This is a genomic window from Candidatus Methylomirabilota bacterium (genome assembly GCA_035260325.1).
Taxonomy (GTDB): Bacteria; Methylomirabilota; Methylomirabilia; order Rokubacteriales; family CSP1-6; genus AR19.
This window is the reverse complement of record DATFVL010000093.1, coordinates 1-19,878: the sequence shown is the minus strand read 5'-3', so window position 1 is coordinate 19,878 and position 19,878 is coordinate 1. Positions and strand designations below refer to the sequence as shown.

At 70.6% G+C, this 19,878-nt stretch carries 22 protein-coding genes and 1 tRNA gene; 12 read left to right on the top strand and 11 right to left on the bottom strand.

The features are described 5' to 3' along the window. Window positions 1-4: 4 nt before the first annotated feature. Window positions 5-1,312 (top strand): MFS transporter, encoded by a 1,308-nt coding sequence (locus VKG64_06645; protein ID HKB24717.1) that lies wholly within the window; start codon window positions 5-7, stop codon window positions 1,310-1,312. On the opposite strand, the gene VKG64_06640 is transcribed toward VKG64_06645, so the two are convergent. From VKG64_06640 to VKG64_06620, 5 genes are all read right to left on the bottom strand, one after another. Next, window positions 1,278-2,237: an alpha/beta hydrolase gene (locus tag VKG64_06640; protein HKB24716.1), complete on the bottom strand. Its 960-nt coding sequence runs from the start codon at window positions 2,235-2,237 to the stop codon at window positions 1,278-1,280. The genes VKG64_06645 and VKG64_06640 overlap by 35 nt on opposite strands. Continuing rightward, window positions 2,234-3,700 (bottom strand): amidohydrolase family protein, encoded by a 1,467-nt coding sequence (locus tag VKG64_06635; protein ID HKB24715.1) that lies wholly within the window; start codon window positions 3,698-3,700, stop codon window positions 2,234-2,236. Before VKG64_06635 ends, VKG64_06640 begins: the two co-directional genes overlap by 4 nt. Window positions 3,701-3,772: 72 nt before the next feature. Continuing rightward, the gene (locus VKG64_06630; GenBank protein ID HKB24714.1) at window positions 3,773-4,360 is read right to left on the bottom strand and encodes a methyltransferase domain-containing protein; all 588 of its coding nucleotides are present in this window, start codon (window positions 4,358-4,360) and stop codon (window positions 3,773-3,775) included. A 13-nt stretch (window positions 4,361-4,373) separates the two neighbouring features. After that, window positions 4,374-4,691, bottom strand: a complete 318-nt coding sequence (locus VKG64_06625) for a putative quinol monooxygenase (GenBank protein ID HKB24713.1) — start codon at window positions 4,689-4,691, stop codon at window positions 4,374-4,376. Window positions 4,692-4,728: 37 nt separating this feature from the next. Continuing rightward, entirely contained in the window at window positions 4,729-5,235 is a 507-nt protein-coding gene (locus tag VKG64_06620; protein HKB24712.1) for a hypothetical protein, read from the bottom strand. A gap of 112 nt (window positions 5,236-5,347) precedes the next feature. Here VKG64_06620 and VKG64_06615 point away from each other — a divergent pair, with 112 nt between their 5' ends. Continuing rightward, window positions 5,348-5,569 carry a hypothetical protein gene (locus VKG64_06615; protein HKB24711.1) on the top strand — a complete coding sequence of 74 codons (222 nt, stop codon included), beginning with the start codon at window positions 5,348-5,350 and terminating at the stop codon, window positions 5,567-5,569. A gap of 208 nt (window positions 5,570-5,777) precedes the next feature. Here VKG64_06615 and VKG64_06610 read toward each other — a convergent pair whose 3' ends face one another. The 6 genes from VKG64_06610 to VKG64_06585 all read right to left on the bottom strand — a co-directional run bounded on the left by VKG64_06610 (window position 5,778) and on the right by VKG64_06585 (window position 12,161). Further along, window positions 5,778-6,305, bottom strand: coding sequence for a hypothetical protein (locus VKG64_06610; GenBank protein ID HKB24710.1), 528 nt, complete (start codon window positions 6,303-6,305; stop codon window positions 5,778-5,780). Between the two features lie 16 nt (window positions 6,306-6,321). Beyond that, window positions 6,322-6,561: a hypothetical protein gene (locus VKG64_06605; GenBank protein ID HKB24709.1), complete on the bottom strand. Its 240-nt coding sequence runs from the start codon at window positions 6,559-6,561 to the stop codon at window positions 6,322-6,324. Window positions 6,562-6,755: 194 nt separating this feature from the next. After that, window positions 6,756-7,850, bottom strand: coding sequence for a Zn-dependent alcohol dehydrogenase (locus tag VKG64_06600; GenBank protein ID HKB24708.1), 1,095 nt, complete (start codon window positions 7,848-7,850; stop codon window positions 6,756-6,758). Between the two features lie 12 nt (window positions 7,851-7,862). Continuing rightward, window positions 7,863-9,815 carry a VWA domain-containing protein gene (locus VKG64_06595; protein HKB24707.1) on the bottom strand — a complete coding sequence of 651 codons (1,953 nt, stop codon included), beginning with the start codon at window positions 9,813-9,815 and terminating at the stop codon, window positions 7,863-7,865. 4 nt (window positions 9,816-9,819) lie between these two features. Next, the gene (locus VKG64_06590; protein ID HKB24706.1) at window positions 9,820-11,211 is read right to left on the bottom strand and encodes a magnesium chelatase; all 1,392 of its coding nucleotides are present in this window, start codon (window positions 11,209-11,211) and stop codon (window positions 9,820-9,822) included. Window positions 11,212-11,246: 35 nt separating this feature from the next. Then, a complete protein-coding gene (locus VKG64_06585) occupies window positions 11,247-12,161 on the bottom strand; it encodes a TIGR01777 family oxidoreductase (GenBank protein ID HKB24705.1) in 915 nt (304 codons plus the stop codon). Window positions 12,162-12,258: 97 nt separating this feature from the next. On the opposite strand from VKG64_06585, the gene VKG64_06580 reads away from it, so the two are divergent. The 10 genes from VKG64_06580 to VKG64_06535 form a co-directional block, all read left to right on the top strand. Then, window positions 12,259-12,346: transfer RNA gene (locus tag VKG64_06580), tRNA-Leu, on the top strand. A gap of 36 nt (window positions 12,347-12,382) precedes the next feature. Beyond that, on the top strand, window positions 12,383-13,648 hold the full coding sequence (tig, locus tag VKG64_06575) for a trigger factor (GenBank protein HKB24704.1): 1,266 nt from the start codon (window positions 12,383-12,385) through the stop codon (window positions 13,646-13,648). Window positions 13,649-13,665: 17 nt separating this feature from the next. Beyond that, window positions 13,666-14,301 (top strand): ATP-dependent Clp endopeptidase proteolytic subunit ClpP, encoded by a 636-nt coding sequence (gene clpP / locus VKG64_06570; GenBank protein ID HKB24703.1) that lies wholly within the window; start codon window positions 13,666-13,668, stop codon window positions 14,299-14,301. Window positions 14,302-14,308: 7 nt separating this feature from the next. Beyond that, on the top strand, window positions 14,309-15,556 hold the full coding sequence (gene clpX / locus VKG64_06565) for an ATP-dependent Clp protease ATP-binding subunit ClpX (protein HKB24702.1): 1,248 nt from the start codon (window positions 14,309-14,311) through the stop codon (window positions 15,554-15,556). A 1-nt stretch (window position 15,557) separates the two neighbouring features. Then, window positions 15,558-16,226 carry a 16S rRNA (cytidine(1402)-2'-O)-methyltransferase gene (rsmI, locus tag VKG64_06560; GenBank protein HKB24701.1) on the top strand — a complete coding sequence of 223 codons (669 nt, stop codon included), beginning with the start codon at window positions 15,558-15,560 and terminating at the stop codon, window positions 16,224-16,226. A 46-nt stretch (window positions 16,227-16,272) separates the two neighbouring features. After that, window positions 16,273-16,521 carry an antitoxin, RHH family protein gene (locus VKG64_06555; GenBank protein HKB24700.1) on the top strand — a complete coding sequence of 83 codons (249 nt, stop codon included), beginning with the start codon at window positions 16,273-16,275 and terminating at the stop codon, window positions 16,519-16,521. Then, entirely contained in the window at window positions 16,522-16,905 is a 384-nt protein-coding gene (locus VKG64_06550) for a type II toxin-antitoxin system RelE/ParE family toxin (protein ID HKB24699.1), read from the top strand. It abuts the gene before it with no gap. Further along, the gene (thiD, locus tag VKG64_06545) at window positions 16,902-17,690 is read left to right on the top strand and encodes a bifunctional hydroxymethylpyrimidine kinase/phosphomethylpyrimidine kinase (GenBank protein HKB24698.1); all 789 of its coding nucleotides are present in this window, start codon (window positions 16,902-16,904) and stop codon (window positions 17,688-17,690) included. Before VKG64_06550 ends, thiD begins: the two co-directional genes overlap by 4 nt. A 2-nt stretch (window positions 17,691-17,692) precedes the next feature. After that, window positions 17,693-18,445: a twin-arginine translocase subunit TatC gene (gene tatC / locus VKG64_06540; protein ID HKB24697.1), complete on the top strand. Its 753-nt coding sequence runs from the start codon at window positions 17,693-17,695 to the stop codon at window positions 18,443-18,445. A 152-nt stretch (window positions 18,446-18,597) separates the two neighbouring features. Continuing rightward, window positions 18,598-19,878 (top strand): DEAD/DEAH box helicase (locus VKG64_06535; protein ID HKB24696.1); only part of this gene is annotated, 1,281 nt, incomplete at its 3' end.

Below are 19,878 nucleotides of genomic sequence, written 5' to 3'. Positions count from 1 at the left end.
CGGGGTGCGCCTGCCCTTCTTCTACGGCTGGGTCATCGTGGCCGTCGCCTTCGTCACCATGGGAGTCGGTGTCAACGCGCGCACCGCCTTCTCGCTCCTTTTCCCGCCGATCCTCGACGAGTTCGGCTGGGAGCGCGGCGTGACGGCCGGCGCCTTCTCGTTCGGCTTCCTCGTCTCGGCGGCGCTGAGCCCCGCGCTCGGCCGGCTCATGGACCGCCGCGGGCCACGGGTCGTGATCGAGCTGGGCGTGGGTCTCATGGCGGCCGGGTTGATGCTGGCCACGCTGGTGCGCCAGCCGTGGCACCTCTACGCGACGCTCGGGGTGCTCGTCGGCGGCGGCAGCGTTTGTCTCGGATACACGGGTCAGGCGCTCTTTCTGCCCAACTGGTTCGTGCGCCGGCGGGGGTTGGCCATCAGCGTGGCCTACTCCGGCGTCGGCGTGGGCTCGATCATCCTGCTGCCCTGGCTTCAGATCCTCATCGAGAGTTCCGGCTGGCGCGCCGCCTGCTGGGCGATGGGGATCTTGATCGTGGCGCTGCTGGCACCGCTCAACCTCCTGCTCAGACGGCGGCCCGAGGACCTCGGACTCGAGCCTGACGGCGATGGTGGTTCACGCGGCACCGTCGCCGCCGGTCCGGTGGCGAACGTGGTGGACGCGGCGTGGGTCGCGGTGGACTGGACGCTCGCGCGCGCCATGCGCACGGCCCGCTTCTGGTGGATCGCGCTGGGCTATTTCTGCGGCCTCTTCGCGTGGTACGCGGTGCAGGTCCACCAGACGAAGTACCTGGTCGAGATCGGGTTCAGCGCGACCGACGCGGCGTGGGCGCTCGGCTTCGTGAGCCTCGCGGGCATCCCCGGCCAGATCGTGCTCGGCCACCTCTCGGACCGGATCGGCCGCGAGTGGGTGTGGACGGCGGGGAGCCTCGGCTTCGTGCTCTGCTATCTGGCACTCCTGCTCCTGCGTGAGATGCCGACGCCGCCGCTGCTCTACTTCATGGTCGCGTCGCAGGGCATGCTCGGCTACGGCCTCACCTCCGTCATCGGGGCCATTCCGGCCGAGATCTTTCAGGGCCGGCACTACGGCACGATCTTCGGCTCGCTGATGCTGGCGTCCATCGCGGGCGGGGCCGCGGGGCCGTGGGTGACGGGCGTGCTGCACGACGCGACCGGCAGCTACACGCTCGCGTTCTGGATCGCGATCGCGTGCAGCGCGCTCTCGGCGGTGACCATCTGGCTGGCGGCGCCGCGCAAAGTGCGCGCCGTCGCCGGGCGTGTCGTCAGCGCAGCGCCTGACGCAGCGAGCCGGCGATGAGCGAGACGGCGCGATTGCCGGTGTCGATGAGGCGCCCCATCGGCACGAAGCCGTGGAGCATCCCGCCGTAACAGACGTAGTCCACGCGCCCGCCCGCGTCGCGCAGCCGCTCGGCGTAAGCGTGACCCTCGTCGCGCAGCGGATCGAAGCCCGCGGTGACGATGAGCGCCGGCGGCAAACCGGCCAGCGAGCGCGCACGGATCGGTGAGGCGCGCCAGTCGGCGGCCTCCTCGGCGGCGTTCAGGTAGTGCGCGGCGAACCAGCGCATGCTCTCGCGCGTGAGCATGAACCCGTCGGCGAAGTCCCGATACGATCGCGTCTCCGCCGCGAGATCCGTGACCGGATAGAGCAGCACCTGGAGCCGGATCGGCGGCCCGGCCTGATCACGCGCCATCAAGGCGACGACCGCCGCCAGGTTGCCGCCGGCGCTGTCGCCGCCGACCGCGAGGCGGCCGGCGTCGATCGCGAGCTCGCCCGCGCGCGCGGCGACCCAGCGAGTCGCCGCCCACGCGTCGTCGACCGCGGCGGGAAACTTGTGCTCGGGCGCGAGACGGTAGTCGACCGCGACGACGCACGCCTCCGAGTCCGCCGTGAGCTGACGGCACAGCACGTCGTGCGTCTCGAGGTCGCCGATCACCCACCCGCCGCCGTGGAAGAACATCAGCGCCGGCAGCGGCGTCGAGGCCGGGATGCGCGCCGGGCGGTAGACGCGGAGCGGAACGGGACCGCGCGGGCCGTCGGCGGCGAGGTTCTTCACCAGGCCGATGTCGGGCGGCGTGGGGGTCGAGGCCGGACGCGTCTCGCGGAACAGCTGGCGCGCGTCCTTCGGCGAGAGCTGGTGGTACGCCGGGCGGCCCGACGTGACGACGAGCTCGAGCACGGCGCGCGCCTGCGGATCGAGGGCCGGAGCGCTCGGGACGGTCATCGACGGACGGCCGGCTGCGCCAGCACGTCGGCCGCCTGCTTCTCGACCGCCGTGCCCTTGAAGAACTCCGGGTTCACCTCGCCCCAGAAGCGCACGGCGTTGGCGAACATGAAGTCGCGGAAGTCGTCGTCGGTGAGCAGGCCGTGCTCGACCAGCTCGTACGCCTCGGGGACGACCTCTGTCATGTCCGGCACGTCGAAGTGCCCGATGTCGGAGCTGAAGATCGCGTTGAGGCGCGCCCCCAGCGGGTTCGCGCGGCGGTTGAACGCCCAGGCGTTGATGGGATCGTCGGCCTCGCAGCCGAAGTAGAAGCGCGGGACGAAGAGCTCGCGGATGTCTTCCTTGCGCTCGATCTTGCAGCGGAAATAATCGTCGAGGTCCTCGATGCCGCCGGTCAGTCTCGAGTTCGAGTCGCCCTCCAGCCCGTCGCCCCGGCGCACCGCGTCCACCACCGCGTCGCGGCCGTACTTCTGCGCGAACCCGAGCAGGGCCGCGGTATCGAGCCTGTCCGGATTCGTCCTCTCGATCGCCTGCCGGTTGCGCTTGTCCCAGTGCCCGATGAGGTCCGCGTAGAGCATGCAGGCCCAGCCGACCCCGCCCTCGAGGAACGCGAAGTTCAGGTCCGGGAACCGGCGGGTGACGCCGCCGAAGAACAGCGCCTTGCAGACCGCGTGGCCGGCGGAGGCGAAGTGGCCGATGTGGTTGTAACAGAAGTTCGACGGCGAGTTGCGGAGGAGGATCGAGCGCGCGCCGTTGTGGAAGCTCGGCGCGACGCGGAGCTCCCGGCACTTGGCCCACACGGGATCGTAATCGTGGTCGCTGTCGATGCCGATCACGTCGTACCACTCGACGAACTTGGACGCCGCGGGATGCTCCTCGGCGAGGACGGGGACGGGGCGCCGCATGAGGCCGCCGATCATCAGGACCTTGTACCCGAGCTGCCGGACCGCGTACTCGACCTCCTCGAGCGCCTCCTCCGGCGTGTACATCGGGATGATCGCGGCGGGAATGACGCGGTCCTCGAGCCCGCGGAACTGATCCGCGGCGAACACGTTGTAGGCGCGACAGATCGCGCGCCGCAGCCGCGTGTCCTGCATGCGGTGGTATCCGAGCCCGGCCGTCGGGTAGACGACCGCGAAGTCGATGCCCAGGTCTTCCAGCCGCTCGTACATGAGGCGCGGCAGCATCGCCGTCGCGCGGTCGAGCACGTTCTCGCTCGGTGACCCCCAGAACGCCTCCTGGCCGATCCGGCGCCGCCGCCGCTCGGCCGGGGAGAGCCTGAGCGAGCCGGGGACGCGGTCGCTGGCGATCGCCAGAGCCTCGGCGGCGGCGTCCCCGCCGATGCGGCGGAACTCCTCGCGCATGATCGGCGCGTACTCCAGCCAGTGGCCGTCGGCGTCGATGATCGGGTGGCTCAGGCGGGTGCGAAGCTTCCGGGCGTCCGTATGGCCGTTTCCCTGCATGGCGGCGCCTCCCTGGAGAGCTGGGTCGTTGTCGGATGATACCCCACCGCCGGGCGCAACGTCCTCGACGCCTCACGCCATGACGACGACGAACCAGCGGCCCGCGTGGAGCGTCCGGCCGCCGCCGAGCTCGGCCGCGAGCTGCGCGGGAGTGAAGTACCGCTTGTAGACGGTGTAGCGCGAGCCGTCGCTGAGCTTCCGGGCCTGCATCTCCTCCGGCCGCACGTCGTCGCGGAGTGCTGCGTCCACCACGACCAGGGTCGCGGCCACCCGGCGCGCCTCGGCGAGGAAGCGCGCCCGCGCCCCGGTCTCGAGATGGCCGTAGAAGTGGCCGGTGAACACCGCGTCGAATCCGCCGGCGGCGAACGGCAGCGCGGCCGCGTCGGCGCGGACGAACGTGCCGCCGGACACCCGCGGTCGGGCGATCGCGAGCATCGCCGCGCTCTGGTCCACGCCGGTCACGCGCCCGCGCAGCCGGCGCGTGAGGAAGCCCGTGCCGCACGCGACGTCGAGCACGCGGGCGAACGGGAGCGCGGCGACCGCGCGCTCGACGGCGGCGAGCTCGGCCTGCCACCCCGGGCGCTCGCGCCGGGCGAAGAGGCCCGTCCCGAGGTACCAGTCGTCGTACTCGGGCGCGCGCCGGTCGTAGTAGGTCTTCACGCGGGGTGCATGTCTAGGCCTTGCCCCAGTACGCGCGCGCGGCCGGGAAGACGGGCCGGCACCGCGTCGGCTCGCTCGGCCCGTCGAGCGCGTCGGCCGCTGCGCGCCAGACGGCGTAGTGCGGCATCGCGCGATGCGCTTCGAGCGCGGCCTGGTCCTTGTAGACCTCGTAGAAGTAGTAGACGTTCTCGTCGTGCTCGTCCTGGAGGACGTTGAAGCGCAGGCAGCCCGGCTCGTCCCGCTCGGAGCCGAGCGCGTCCACCTCGATCGCCTCGAGAAAGCGCTGTCGGAGCTGCGGCCTCACGCGCACCTTCACCCAGATCGCCAGCATCGTGGCCTCCTCGTGTCGTCGGCGGGTGGCAGAGGGATCAGTACTTGATGGACAGGCTGAAGCTGAGGCCGAGGGCATCCAGACCCGCGTCGAATGTCCTGTCGAGTCCGGACGGGCTCCAGCTCAGCCCGGATTGGCGCATGCCCAGAAACCGGTATTCGCCGGTGATCTCGGCGTTCGCGCCGAGCCCCAGGACCACGCCGGCGGCCGTCTTGAGCTGCTGAGCCTTCTCGGGACGGAGGCTCCGCAGGCCCGCGGGCAGATCACCGTCGAGCTCCTCGGGGCGCCCGACGGCGAAGTACGGCGCCACGGACAAGGTCGGCGCTGGGCTCGCGGGCTCCGTCCGGGGGTCGAGCGTGAGCCGGATGGGGAGATTGTAGGGCGTGAGGCTCAGCGAGAGATCGAGCTGGCCCCAGGGCGTCAGGACTCCCGCGACATTCGGAGGGCTCGGGGCCTCGGGTCGGTCGGCGGCGCCCACGGGCGCGGCCGCCGCGGCGAGCGCCACCAGCGCCGCGAGCAGCGCGAGGATCTCTGAGCGACGCATGACCGATCAAGTATAACTAGTTTGCTGGAACACTCAATCAGCGGGAGGACGACCATGATCGCAGACCGTTACCTCAAGACCGTGCTGACCGTCATCGGCCCTGGCGCTGGCCGTGATCGCGGTGCGCCCGTGGCTCCCCGCGCCCGCCCCGGCGCAGGCGCAGACCTCATCAGCCAAGTACGAGATCAGCGTGCCGAAGTCGTGGGGAAGGTACGTGGCCTTCAGCAATAACAACCTTCTGCTGGAGACCCCCGACGGCGTCCTCCGCATCGTCGACGTCGAGGGGAAGGCGCCGGAGTACCCGAAGGTGAAGGTGCTGATCAGCCGGCAATAGCGCAAGGGCGGGTGACGGGTTTTGTCACCGCGATGACCAAGAGGGTCGGATTGCATCCCCGCACAGGCGCGGGGAGTTTCAACATCTCCGCGGTCGGCGACGGCGCGACCGTCCCGGTCCCGTAGCGCTCGAGCGGTCGATTCAGGCGTCCGGGGGAGGGCCGACCCTCCCCCGTTTCTTGTCTGGAGGTCCGAGGCGGGGGGTTCGCTCAGGACGCGGAGACTTCGAGGGCCCGAAGCGTGAAGCCGGCGACTATCTCGCGCTTGGCGTCCCGCACCGGCTCGAGCGCGGCGCGGCCCCAGGGACGCTCCCTCACCTCGAGCGCCATCGTCGCGCTCCCGTTGACGCCGAGGTCGAGGAGGTCGAGGCCGTGGACGGGCTCGAAGCCGAGGTCGTCCATACTCCGCACGAAGGACCGGGCGAAGCGCTGGACGACGAACAGCATCCGCGGCGCCCGATGGGTCGAGAGCCGCGTTCCCCGAAACAGGTGGCGGACCGCGTCGGGGTTCCGGCGGCACCACCGGTAGGCGCCGACGACCTTGAAGAACATCTCGTCGTCCCCGGCCACCCCGGCCGCTATCAGCGTCAGCGCGCCCGTCTCGTCGCGCGCGACGATGTCCACCGAGGACTGGCCGATGAGAAAGCGCGTGTCGACGACCCGGAGACCGGCTTCGACGACCTCGACGTTCGTCTCGACCAGCTTCCTCAGCGCGAGTGTCTCGACGCCGACCGTCATGGCCCGTCCTTCGATCTCAGGAGGTCGGGGAGCCCGCCAGCGCGGTTCGCATGGTCGCGGCCCGGACCGCGGTGGTGGCGTCCAGGTACGTGGGGCCCACCTGCCAGGTCTGCTTGAGGCGGCTCCGGAGCTCGCTGAGCACCTTGACGGTGTGGGCGTCGCAGATGCCGTGAGAGTCGAAGTTCGCGGCGGAGTCGTCCACCCGAATCACCGCAGGCCGCCCTTCCTTTTCGCACCAGGCACAGACGATCCTCATGACGTCCTCCCCCCGCGTGGCGCCCGGAACGTCGCTGGCATTGCGGGGAGATTGCGGCCTGGGGGGAGCGACAACAATCGGGGTAATCCCTGAATCGAGGGCGGGGAATCCCCCCAAAGGCGTCAGGGGGCTCCCGGGTCCGCACCACCACCCTGGGTAGAGCGGTGGCGAAGCGCGTCAATCGGCGGTGGGGGTCAGGCGAAGACGACGACCCCGCGGGCGACCTGCCCGCTCCGGAGCGCGTGGAACCCCTCGTTGATCTCGTCGAGCTCGTATGTCCGGCTGATGAGCTGGTCGATCTTCAGCCGGCCGTCGAGGTAGAGGTCCACCAGCCGCGGGAAGTCGATGTTGGGGCGCACCGAGCCGTACATCGTGCCCTTGAGGTTCTTCTCCTGGAGCGCCATCAGGTACGGCGTGATCGGCGCGCGCACGTTCATGGCGGCCATTCCGACGATGACGGCCGTGCCGCCCGGGCGGATCGCGTCGAGGATCTGGAGCGTCGTCGCCTCGCCGCCGATCGCGTCGAAGGCGTAGTCGGCCCCGCGCCCGCCGGTCAGCTCGCGCACGCGGTCCACGACCTTCTCCTTCGACGCGTCGAGCGTGTGCGTGGCGCCGAACTCGCGCGCGAACGCGAGCTTGTTCTCGAGGAGGTCGCACGCGATGATCTTGCCCGCGCCCGCGAGCCGCGCGCCCTGCACGACGTTGAGCCCGACGCCGCCGCAGCCGACCACCAGCACCGACGCGCCCGCCTCGACCTTCGCACAGTGGGTGACCGCGCCGACGCCGGTCGGCACGCAGCAGCCCATGAGCGCCGCCTGCGCCCACGGCATCTCCTTGCGGATCGGTACGAGCATCTCGGCGGGGCAGACGACGGACTCGGCGAAGGTCCCGATGCGCGCCATCTGGAAGATGTCCTGTCCGTTGCGCTTGAGGCGGCAGGTGCCGTCGAGCAGCGTCCAGCGCACGCCCGGGTGCCCATCGCAGAGGATCGAGCGCCCCGTCGAGCAGTAGAAGCAGCGCCCGCAGTGCGGCCGGAACGAGAAGATGACGTGGTCGCCGGGCTTGACGCCGGCGACGCCCGCGCCCACCTCGGCGACGATGCCGGCGGCCTCGTGGCCGAGCGCCATCGGCAGCGGGAGCGGCCAGTCGCCGTTCATAATGTGCCAGTCGCTGTGGCAGATGCCGGCCGCCATCACGCGCACGCGCGCCTCGCCGGCCTGCGGACCCTGCTGCTCGACGTCGACGACCTGGAGCGGTTTGTTCGCCTCGTAGAGGATCGCGGCTTTCATGGGTGGGCCTCCTCAGGAGACCGCGCGGCGCTTGGCATTGACGTAGTCGACCAGCACGTACTCGCCGAGCCGCTCGGGCGCGGCGAAGAACGCGCGGCCGCGGTTGATGCGGGCCATCTGCTCGACGAACGCGACGAGCGAGCGGCTCCGCTCCAGCATGAAGGTGTTGATCGTGATCCCGTCGCGCGTGCAGCGCTGGACTTCCTTCAGCGTCTCCTCGAACGTGCGCCGTGTCGGCGGATACGAGAACTCGGCCTCGCCGCCCTCGAGGTGGGCGGTGGGCTCGCCGTCGGTGATCATGATGATCTGCCGGTTGCCGCCCTGCCGGCGGCCGAGGAGCCGGCGCGCGAGCTGGAAGCCGTGGTGCATGTTGGTGCCGACGTTCCACTCGGTCCACGCGAGGGTCGGGAGCTGCTCGGGGCTGAACTCGCGCGCGTAGAGCGAGAAGCCGACGATGTGCAGGCTGTCGCGCGGGAACTGGCCGCGGATCAGGGCCGTGAGGGCGAGCGCGACCTTCTTCGCCGGCAGGAAGTAGCCGTTGTTCAGCATCGAGCGGCTCATGTCGAGCATGACGACCGTCGCCGCGCGCGTCGAGAGCTCGGTCCGGTGGACCGCGAAGTCGGCCGGCGCGAGCCGCACCGGCGTGCCCGGCCCGCCGCGCTCGACCGCGTTCATGAGGGTCCGGCGCAGGTCGAGCAGGAACGGGTCGCCGAACTCGTAGGGCTTGGCCTCGTCGGTCGGGTCGCCGCCGGCGCCGCGCCGGCTCACCGCGTGGCGGCCGAACCGGTCGCGCTTGAGGACGGCGAAGATGTCGCCGAGCGCCTTGTCGCCGATCTTCCGGATGGCGCGCGCGGTCAGCTCGAGCCGGTCGCCCTTGCGCTCGAGGTACCCCGCCTCCTCGAGCTTTCGCGTGAGCTCGCGCAGCCGCTCCAGGTCGCGCTGCGACTCCTCGCCGAGGAGCCGACCGACGCGCTCCGGGTCGACGCGCTCGAGGTCGCCCGCGTCCTCGACGCCGCGGAGCTCGCGCTCGAGCTGGTCGAGCTGCTGGAGCTCCTCCATGAGGCGCATGGCCTCGCGCATGCCGAGCTCCTCGTCGCCACGGAAATCGTAGCGCCGGGCGAGCTCGTCGAGCGGCAGGAGCTCGCCGAGGCTCTGCGCGAGCTGGCGCATCTCGGCCTCGAGCCGCTCGTCCTTCAGGAAAAGCGAGCTCATCATGTCCTGGAGCTCGCGGCGCTGATCGGGGGCGAGGCTCGCCATGAGCGACTGGAGCTGGGCCATCTGCTCCGCCATCCGCTCGAGCAGCTCGTCGAGGCTCTCGACGCCCGGGAAGTGCTGGCCCCACTTGTCCATGAACGCCTGGAAGTCCGGCTCCTCGCCCTCGAGCCGCTGGCGGAGCATGCGGTTCAGGTCGCGCATCATCTCGCGCATGCGCCGGAGGTCCTCGGGCGTGAGGTTCTGGAGCGCCTGCTGCATGCCCTGGGCGAACGGCTGGAGCATCTGCCGCTGGAGCGACTTCAGCAGCTCCTCGAACTTGCGCTTCGCCTCGGGCTCGGTGAAGTCGTGCTTCTGGAGCTCGCGGATGCGGCCGGCGGGGTCGGGCGGGAGCCGGTCCAGCCGCGCGAGCTTCGCCGCGCGCTCGCGTCCGTTCGGGACGCGGCGCTCGACGCCCGCGCGCTCGGTCCGGATCACGTCGTCGAGCTTCTGCGTGATGTCGTCGAGCGCCGAGCCGAGGTCGTAGCGGTCGAGCCGCTGCTGGCGCTGCCGGCGGAGCCGCTGGAGCAGATCTTGAAGTCCGGGCACGGGCGCGCCGTCGGGCCGCCGGGCGCCGCGCTGGAGGAGCCGGCGCAGCGCGCGCCCGGGGTCGCCGTCGGTCAGGAGGTCGTCGGACATCGCCGACAGGAGGTCGTCGGCGTCGAGGTCGTCGAGCTTCTGCGAGCCGTCCCAGCGCGAGTAGCGGATGCGCACGGCCCTAGCTCCGGTACCGCTGATGGCCGGCCTGGACGTCCTTGTTGAGCTTCTTGTTCAGGTGGAGCCCCTCGAGCAGGAACTCGAGCGCGGAGGCCGTCGTGGCGGGGTCGCCGGCGCCGAGCTTGCGCACCGCGGCCTGGAGCGGGCGCGCCTGCGCGATCTGCTTCACGTACTCGCTCGAGGACATCGTGTCGGCCACCGTGATGTTGAGGCCGCCCTGGAACGCGGCCACCACCTCGTCGAGCTCGCCGCCGGCGAAGCTCCGGTTGAAGACGTTCAGCACCGCGCGCTGGACGAGCTTCGCGAGCACCTTGTCGTCGCCCTGCTCGCCCAGCGTCTCGAGCTCGATCTTGCCGCTCGTGGACGCGGCGATCGCGCCGAGGTCGCTCACGCGCGGCGCGGCGTCGGGCTCGCCGAGGCGGATCGCCCGCTTGAGCGCGCTCGAGAGGAGGTTCTCGTAGTTGCAGATGCTGACGCGCACCGAGACGCCGGAGCGCTGGCTGATCTCGGTCGAGCGGCGCGCGAGGTGCGTGAGCTCCGCGATCACCTGCTTCATGTAGCCGGGGACGTGCGTGGCGATGCCGTCCTCGGCGAAGCGCGTGAGCTCGGCCTCCATGATCGTCATCTCGTCCTCGAGGCGCTTCGGATAGTGCGTGCGGATCTGCGAGCCGAAGCGGTCCTTGAGCGGCGTGATGATGCGGCCGCGGTTCGTGTAGTCCTCGGGGTTGGCGCTGGCGACGACGTAGAGGTCGAGCGGCAGGCGCACCTTGTAGCCGCGGATCTGGACGTCGCGCTCCTCCATGATGTTGAGGAGGCCGACCTGGATCCGCTCGGCGAGGTCGGGCAGCTCGTTGATCGCGAAGACGCCGCGGTTGGTGCGCGGCAGGAGGCCGTAGTGGATGGTCAGCTCGTCGGCGAGGTAGCGTCCCTCGGCCACCTTGATCGGGTCCACCTCGCCGATGAGGTCGGCGATCGTGATGTCCGGCGTGGCGAGCTTCTCGCCGTAGCGGCGGTCGCGCGGGAGCCAGCCGATCGGGGCGGCGTCGCCCCGCTCCGCGAGGCGCTGCCGGCACGCGGCGCAGATCGGCGCGAAGGGCTCGTCGTTGATCTCGCAGCCCGCGAGCGCGGGCACCTCGTCGTCGAGCAGGCCGATCAGCAGGCGCGCCATCCGCGTCTTCGCCTGGCCGCGCTCGCCGAGGAACACGATGTCCTGGCCCGAGAGGATCGCGTTCTCGATCTGCGGGAGGACGCTCTCCTCGTAGCCGACGATCCCCGGGAAGATCGGCTCACCGCGCTTGAGCCGTCCGATGAGGTTGTCGCGCAGCTCCTGCTTGACGGACCGCTGCTGGTACCCGCTGTCCCTGAGCTCTCGGACGGTCCCCGGCTTGGCCATGCCCAATGATAGCCCTTCCTCGCCGCGCGCGCCCCTCAGCGCCCGAGCAGACGGCGGAGCGCGCCCTCGAGCGCCGGATCGCCGAACGTGAAGCCCGTCGCCTGGAGCCGCGCGGGCACGACGCGCGCGCTGGCGAGCAGGAGCTCGTCGGCCATCTGGCCCAGGAGGAGGCGCGCGAGGAAGGCGGGCAGGGGCAGGAACGCGGGGCGGCGGAGGACACGGCCGAGCGTGCGCGCGAACTCGCGGTTCGGTACGGGCTCGGGGGCGACGGCGTTGACCGGCCCCGCGAGCGCCGTCGTCGCGAGGGCGTGGAGGATCGCGCCGCAGAGGTCGTCGACCGAGATCCAGCTCATCCACTGGGCGCCCGAGCCGACCCGCCCGCCGAGCCCGAGGCGGAAGGGCCGGAGGAGCGTCGCGAGCGCCCCGCCCGCGGGCGACAGCACCATGCCGATCCGCAGCTGGACGACGCGCATGCGGCGCCGGGCGGCGGGCTCGGCCGCCGCCTCCCAGTCGCGGCACACGTCGGCGAGGAAGCCCGTGCCCGCGGCGCTGTCCTCGGTGAGCATCTGGTCGGCGCGGTCCCCGTAGTAGCCGACGGCGGACGCCGCGACCAGCACGCGCGGCGGATGCCGGAGCTGCGCGAGCGTGTCGGCGAGGAACGCCGTCGAGCGGACACGGCTCGAGCGGATCCGCTGCTTGCGCGCCTCGGTCCAGCGCCCGGCCGCGACGCTCTCGCCCGCGAGGTGCACCACGGCGTCCACGCCGTCGAGGCGCGACGCCTGGATCGTGCCGAAGTCCGGATCCCACCGGATGGGTTCCTCGCCGGGCGGCCGCCGCGCCGTCGCGGGACGCACGAGGCGGACGACGCGATGCCCCGCGCTCGCGAGCCGCTGCGTCAGCGCCGTGCCCACGAGACCCGTCGCGCCCGTCACGGCGACGCTCATCGACATGGCGGGTAAGATACCCCGGTGCGGACGGTCCCGTGCTCGGAATCGCCCGGATCGGTGGTATGCTCCGGGTTGCGGTCGCAACCCGCCCGCAATTCCCGCGAGAGTGGCGAAACTGGCAGACGCGCTGGATTTAGGATCCAGTGGGCCAAAAGCCCTTGGGGGTTCGACTCCCCCCTCTCGCACCACCGTGGAGCGCCGATGAAGATCGAGCCGGAGCGTCGATGAAGGTCGCGGTCGAGGAGATCGAGGGCTGCAAGCGCCGCCTCGCGGTCGAGGCGCCCGCGGACGTCGTGCGGCAGGAGTGGGAGCGGGCGTACGGCCGCGTGCAGAAGCAAGCCCGCTTGCCCGGCTTCCGCCGGGGACACGTGCCGCGCGCGCTCGTCAAGGTGCACTTCGCCGACGACGTCCGGCGCGAGGTCGCCGAGCACCTGATTCCCGACATCTACCGGCGTGCGCTCAGCGAGGCGCGGCTCGAGCCCGTGGACGAGCCCGACCTCCAGGAGGTCAAGCTCGAGGAGGGCGCGCCGCTCTCGTTCGTCGCGGTCGTCGAGGTGAAGCCGGCGATCGCGCTCGGCGAGTACAAGGGCGTCGTCGTGGAGCACCGGCCGAAGCCCGTCACCGCCGAGGACGTCGACGCGGCGCTCGAGCAGATGCGCGAGCAGCAGGCGCAGTTCCGCGCCGTGGACCGGGCCGCGGCGCCCCGCGACCTGCTCGTCGTCGATTACGCGCTGGCGCTCGAGGGCGAGGAGCCGTCGAGCCAGTCCGGCTACGAATTCGTCGTCGGCGGCGGGACGGTGCTTCCCGAGATCGACCAGGCCGTGGTCGGCATGCGCGCGGGCGAGGAGCGGCGGGTGCCGTTCCGGTTCGCCGACGACCACCGGCGCGAGGCGCTGCGCGGCAAGGGCGGCTCGGCGACGGTCAAGGTGACCGAGGTGAAGGAGAAGATCCTGCCGGCGCTCGACGACGACTTCGCCAAGTCGCTCGGCGAGTTCGAGTCACTGGCGACGCTGCGCGCCGAGGTCCTGAAACAGCTCGAGGCGCGGCGCGCGCACGACGAGACGCGCGAGCTTCAAGACAAGGTCGTGGACGCCGTGCTCGCCGCGCACGCATTTACCGTGCCCGACGCGCTGGTCATGCGCCAGGTGGCGCACCAGATCGAGCACGCGCGCGAGGGCCTGCGCCGCCAGGGGATCGATCCGGATCGCGTGCCCTGGGACTACGGCAAGATGCTCGCCGAGCTCAAGCCGGCCGCCGAGACGTCGGTCCGCCGCACGCTCCTGCTGGAGGCGATCGCCGAGCGCGAGGGGATCGCGCCGGGCGACGCCGAGGTGGACGCCGAGGTCGAGAAGATCGCCCAGGCGAGCCAGCGGCCCGTGCCGGCCATTCGGCGTATGATGGAGAAGAGCGGTGATCTCGAGGCGCTCAAGCGCGGGTTGCGCGACCGCCGGACGCTCGAGCTCCTCGTCAACCAGGCGAAGATCCAATGAGCCCAAGGAGACGCACGATGGCGCTGGTGCCGATGGTGGTCGAGCAGACGCCGCGCGGCGAGCGGGCGTTCGACATCTTTTCCCGCCTGCTGAAGGAGCGGATCATCTTCCTGCCCACCTTCATCGAGGACGAGCTGGCGAACCTCGTCATCGCCCAGATGCTCTTTCTCGAGGCCGAGGACCCGGACAAGGACATCTTCCTCTACATCAACTCGCCCGGCGGCTCGGTGACGGCCGGGATGGCCATCTACGACACGATGCAGTACGTCAAGCCCGCGATCGCGACGATCTGCATGGGCCAGGCGGCCTCGATGGGCGCGCTGCTGCTCACCGCGGGCACCAAGGGCAAGCGCTTCGCGCTGCCGCACGCGCGGATCATGATCCACCAGCCGCTCGGCGGCGTGCAGGGCCAGGCGACCGACATCGACATCCAGGCCAAGGAGATCCTCCGGATGCGGGAGGAGATCAATCGCATCCTGGTGCACCACACCGGCCAGTCCATGGAGAAGATCCAGCGCGACACGGACCGGGACTTTTTCATGACCGCGGAGCAGGCCAAGGAATATAGAATCGTCGACGAGGTGATCTCGTCGAAGCCGACCCCCCGGGCGGTGAGCGAGGCGCCGGCCCTCGCCGGCCGGGAGTCGAGATAGGGAGCGGATGGCCAGACCGCGCGAAGGCAACGGCACGCTCAAGTGCTCGTTCTGCGGCAAGAGCCAGAACGACGTCCGGAAACTGATCGCCGGCCCGACCGTCTACATCTGCGACGAGTGCATCGAGCTCTGCAACGACATCATCGCGGAGGAGTGGGAGGAGGAGAAGAGCCGCGAGCTCCGCGCCCTCCCCAAGCCCGCCGAGATCAAGAACGTCCTCGACCAGTATGTGATCGGCCAGGAGCGCGCGAAGAAGATCCTGGCCGTCGCCGTCCACAACCACTACAAGCGCATCGAGTCGGGGACCGAGGCGGGCGACGTCGAGCTTCAGAAGTCGAATATCCTCCTCATCGGGCCGACCGGCTCGGGCAAGACGCTCCTCGGCCAGACGCTCGCCAAGATGCTTCGCGTGCCGTTCACGATCGCCGACGCGACCACGCTCACCGAGGCCGGGTACGTCGGCGAGGACGTCGAGAACATCATTCTGCGACTGCTGCAGGCCGCGGACTATGATGTGGAGAGAGCCGAACGAGGGATTGTCTATATCGATGAGATAGACAAGATCGCTCGGAAATCGGAAAACCCGTCGATCACCCGCGATGTTTCAGGCGAGGGCGTGCAGCAGGCGCTGCTCAAGATCCTCGAGGGCACGATCGCGAACGTCCCGCCGCAGGGCGGCCGCAAGCATCCCCACCAGGAGTTCATCCAGGTGGACACCTCGAACGTGCTCTTCCTCTGCGGCGGCGCGTTCGTCGGGCTCGAGAAGATCATCGAGGCGCGCGTGGGGCGCTCGGGCATGGGCTTCGGCGCCGACATCAAGAGCCGCGAGGAGCGCCGGGTGGGCGACCTCCTGACGATGATTCAGCCGGAGGACCTCTTGAAGTACGGCCTCATCCCCGAGTTCGTCGGGCGGCTGCCGATCATCGCAACGCTCCACGACCTCGACGAGCCCGCCCTGGTCCGGATCCTGAGGGAGCCGAAGAACGCGATCGTCAAGCAGTACCAGAAGTACTTCGACCTCGAGAAGGTGCGCCTCAAGTTCACCGAGGACGCGGTGGCAGCGATCGCCAAGGAAGCCTTGAAGCGCGGCACGGGCGCGCGCGGCCTCCGGGCGATCCTCGAGGAGGTCATGCTCGAGATCATGTACGAGCTGCCGTCGATCCAGGGGCTGAAGGAGTGCATCATCACGCGCGAGGTCATCGTGAACCGCGAGCGGCCCCTGCTGGTCTCGGAAGCGCAAGAGCAGTCGGCCTAGCCTGAGCGGCACCCTGTTCGTCGTCGCGACACCGATCGGCAACCTCGAGGACATCACCCTGCGCGCGCTCCGGGTCCTCAAGGAGGCCGCCGTGGTCGCGTGCGAGGACACCCGGCGGACACGCGCGCTCCTCACGCGCTTCGACATCCACACGCCGACCGTGAGCTACCACGAGCACAACAAGCTCGCGCGCGGCCGGGAAATCCTCAGGATGCTCGGGGAGGGCAAATCGGTCGCGCTCGTCACCGACGCGGGCACGCCCGGCATCTCCGACCCTGGCTTCCTGCTCGTGCGCGAGGCGCGGGCGGCGGGGATGCCGGTGGTGCCGGTCCCCGGGCCCGCGGCGCTCGCGGCGGCGCTCTCGGCCGCGGGGGTCCCGGCCGACCGGTTCGTCTTCGACGGCTTTCTGCCGGTCAAGCCCGGCCGGCGCCTCAACCGGCTGAAGGCGCTGCGCGGGCTCGAGACGACGATCGTCCTCTACGAGTCGCCGCACCGGATCGTGGCGACGCTCGAGGCGATCGGCGAGGTGTTCGGCGAGGTCGAGCTGGTCGTGGCGCGCGAGCTCACCAAGCAGTTCGAGGAGATCGTGCGCGCGACCCCGGCGGCGCACCTCGAGCGGCTGCGGGCCGCGGCGGTCCGCGGCGAGTTCGTCCTGGTCATTCCGGGCTGAGGCCCGGGGCCGGCCGGGTGCGGCACTTGTGCTACACTCCCCACGCATGCCGGCGAAGAACCCACGGCTGAACGTCGTCCTGGAGCGGCCGCTCTACCAGGCGCTGGAGCGTCTCGCGCGGCGCGACGGCACCTCACTGTCGCTGAAGGCAAGAGACCTCCTCCGCGAGGCGCTCGAGGTGTACGAGGACCAGGTGTGGGCCCAGATCGCGGAGGAGCGGGAGCAGACGTTCGACCGGGCGCGGGCCCTCACGCATCAGCAGGTGTTCGGCGCGACGAAGCGCAAGCGTCGCTGAGTGGCCTTCGAGGTCGTCTTCCATCCGGCGGTCGCCGCCGCGGACCTGCAGGCCGTGCCGGCGAACATGCGGCGACGCCTCGATCGCGCGATCCGGACACGACTGACGACAACCCCGCAACAGTACGGCGCACCGCTGCGCGGCTCGCTCCGAGGGCACTGGAAGCTCAGAGTTGGGGACTATCGCGTTCTGGTCCGGATCGTCGGCTCGGAGGTGTGGATTCTCAAGATTGGCCATCGGAGCGGTGTGTACGAGCGCGTGTTCGGGCGCCTCGCGTGGAGGCCGGGCGGTGGCGCCGAGCGCCGGAGCCGCTACGGTCGGCGGCGCCTTCGCGCGCGTCGAACCAGAGTCGCCGCGAGAGGCGGTATACTGAGTCGTCCATGACGGTTCCGAAGGCGCTGACGATCGCCGGCTCGGACTCCGGCGGAGGCGCCGGCATCCAGGCCGATCTCAAGACGTTCTCCGCGTTCCGCGTGTTCGGCATGTCCGTGCTGACGGCGATCACCGCGCAGAACTCCGTCGGCGTCCAGGGCGTGTTCAACCTGCCGCCGGAGATCGTCGGCGCGCAGATCGAGTCGGTGCTCTCCGACTTCGGCGCCGACGCGGTGAAGGTCGGCATGCTCTCGACGGCGCCGATCATCGCCGAGGTGGCGCGGCGCCTCCGCGCCCGCGCGCAGGCGCCGGTCGTCCTCGACCCCGTGATGATCGCGAAGTCGGGCGACCCGCTGCTCGAGCCCGCGGCGCGCGACGCGCTGATCAAGGAGATGCTGCCGCTCGCGCACGTCGTGACGCCGAACCTCCACGAGGCGGGGGCGCTCGCCGGCATGACGGTGGCGAGCGAAGCCGACATGGAGGAGGCCGCGCGGCGGATCCTGGCGCTCGGGCCACGCCACGTTCTCGTCAAGGGCGGCCACCTGAGGGACTCGGCGACGGACATCCTCTGGAACGGCCGCGAGCTGACCCGCTTCACGGGCGCGCGCCTCGAATCGCGCAACACCCACGGCACCGGCTGCACCTTCTCGTCGGCGATCGCCGCGGGGCTGGCGCGCCGGCAGCCGCTCGGCGACGCCATCCGTGAGGCGAAGGCGTACGTGACGGCGGCGATCCGCGAGGGGTTCCGTGCCGGTGCGGGCGTCGGGCAGCTCCGGCACTTCGTGACGGGCTGGTAGGTATGGCGGGCGCGGTCGACGACAGCAAGATGTCGTTCATGGAGCACCTCGGGGAGCTCCGCACCCGGATCCTCCGGAGCCTCTATGCGCTGCTCGCTGGTGCCCTCCCCGGCCTGTATTTCAGCCAGCAGATCGTGGACTGGCTGGCGCGCCCGGTGACGAAGCTGAAATACTCGCTCGTTTTCACGGCGCCGGCTGAGGCGTTGTGGGTCCAGATGAAGGTCGGGCTGATCGTCGGCCTGTTCATCGCGTTTCCGGCGGTCCTCTGGCAGGTCTGGCGGTTCATCTCGCCCGGGCTCCACGCCCACGAGAAGAAGTACGCGGCGCCGTTCGTCGTCGTCGGCTCGCTCCTCTTCATCGGCGGCGGCGCCTTCTCGCTGTTCGTGGTGACTCCCAAGGCGATTGAGTTCCTGCTGGGCTACGCGCGGCCGGGGCTCCAGCCGATGATCACGCTCGAGAACCTTATCGATTTCCTGCTGAAGTTCACGCTCGCCTTCGGTGCGGTGTTCGAGCTGCCCCTCCTCATCACGGTCCTGGCTCGGCTCGGGATCGTCTCGGCGCGGCTGCTCGCGCGGAACCGCAAGTACGCGATCCACGGCGCGTTCATCGCCGGCGCGGTGCTCACGCCGACCCCCGACGCTTTCAACCAGACGCTCATGGCCGGCCCGATCATCCTCCTCTACGAGGTCGGGATCGTCTGCGCGCGCATCTTCGGGAAACGACCACTGGCGCCTGTCTCCGAGAGCGCTACATGACGGACCGATCTCAGGCCACCCACGTGGGTTGCGGGAGCGGGTTCGACGACACGCATCTTTCTCAGGCCACCCACGTGGGTTGCGGGAGCGGGTTCGACGACACGCATCTCTCTCAGGCCACCCACGTGGGTTGCGGCCTCGCGCTCCGATAAATGGACTTCGCGTCGCTCGACCTGCCCGAGCCGGTGATGCGGGGGATCCGCGAGGCGGGCTTCGTGACCGCCACGCCGATCCAGGAGGCGGCGCTCCCGCTCGCGCTCCGGGGCAAGGACGTCGCCGGCCAGTCGCAGACCGGGACGGGCAAGACGGCGGCCTTCCTGATCGCCGCGTTCACGCGCATGCTGCGCACGCCGGCGCCGCCGTCGGGGCCCCCGGGCACGGGGACGCCGCGCATGCTCGTGATCGCGCCGACGCGCGAGCTGGTCGTCCAGATCGAGTCGGACGCGAAGCTCCTCGGGCGGTTCACGCCGTGCCGCAGCCTCGCGGTCTACGGCGGCATCGACTACGCCAAGCAGCGCGACGAGCTGGCGGCGGGCTGCGACCTGCTCGTGGGCACGCCGGGGCGGCTGATCGACTACCTCAAGCAGCGCGTCTGGTCGCCGCGGCACGTCGAGATCCTCGTCATCGACGAGGCCGACCGGATGTTCGACATGGGCTTCATCGCGGACCTCCGGTTCATCCTCCGCCGCCTGCCGTCGCACGAGAAGCGCCAGTCGTTCCTCTTCTCGGCGACGCTCTCCTTCCGGGTGCTCGAGCTCACCTGGGAGTTCATGAACAACCCCGCGCAGATCACCATCATGCCGCAGCAGAAGACGGCGGAGCGCGTCGAGCAGATGCTCTTCCACGTCGGCCGCGAGGAGAAGTTCTCGCTGCTCCTCGGGCTGCTCCGGCGCGAGGGGGGTGACCGGATCCTGATCTTCTCGAACACGCGCGAGGAGGCGCGCCGGCTCGAGGACCGGCTGACGCGGAACGGCTACGAGACGCGCGCGCTGACGGGCGACGTGGACCAGAAGAAGCGGCTCAAGATCCTGAACGACTTCAAGGAGGGCCGCCTCCCCGTGCTGGTGGCGACCGACGTCGCCTCGCGCGGCCTCCACATCGAGGCCGTGAGCCACGTCATCTGCTGGGACCTGCCACAGGACGCCGAGGACTACGTCCATCGCATCGGGCGCACCGCGCGCATGGGGGCCGGCGGCAAGGCGGTCAGCCTGGTGGACGAGGCGAGCGCCTTGAACCTCGAGGCGATCGAGAAGTTCATCGGCCAGAAGATCCCGGTCGAGTGGCCGGGCGACGACTTCTTCCTGCGGGAGATCAAGCCGACCGCCGAGGAGCGCCGGCGCTACGCGGAGGAGCGACGGGCGCGGTTAGCCGCGCGCGACAGGTTCGGCGACCGCGGCCGCCGCGGCGGCGGCGGCGAGCACGGGCGTGGCGGG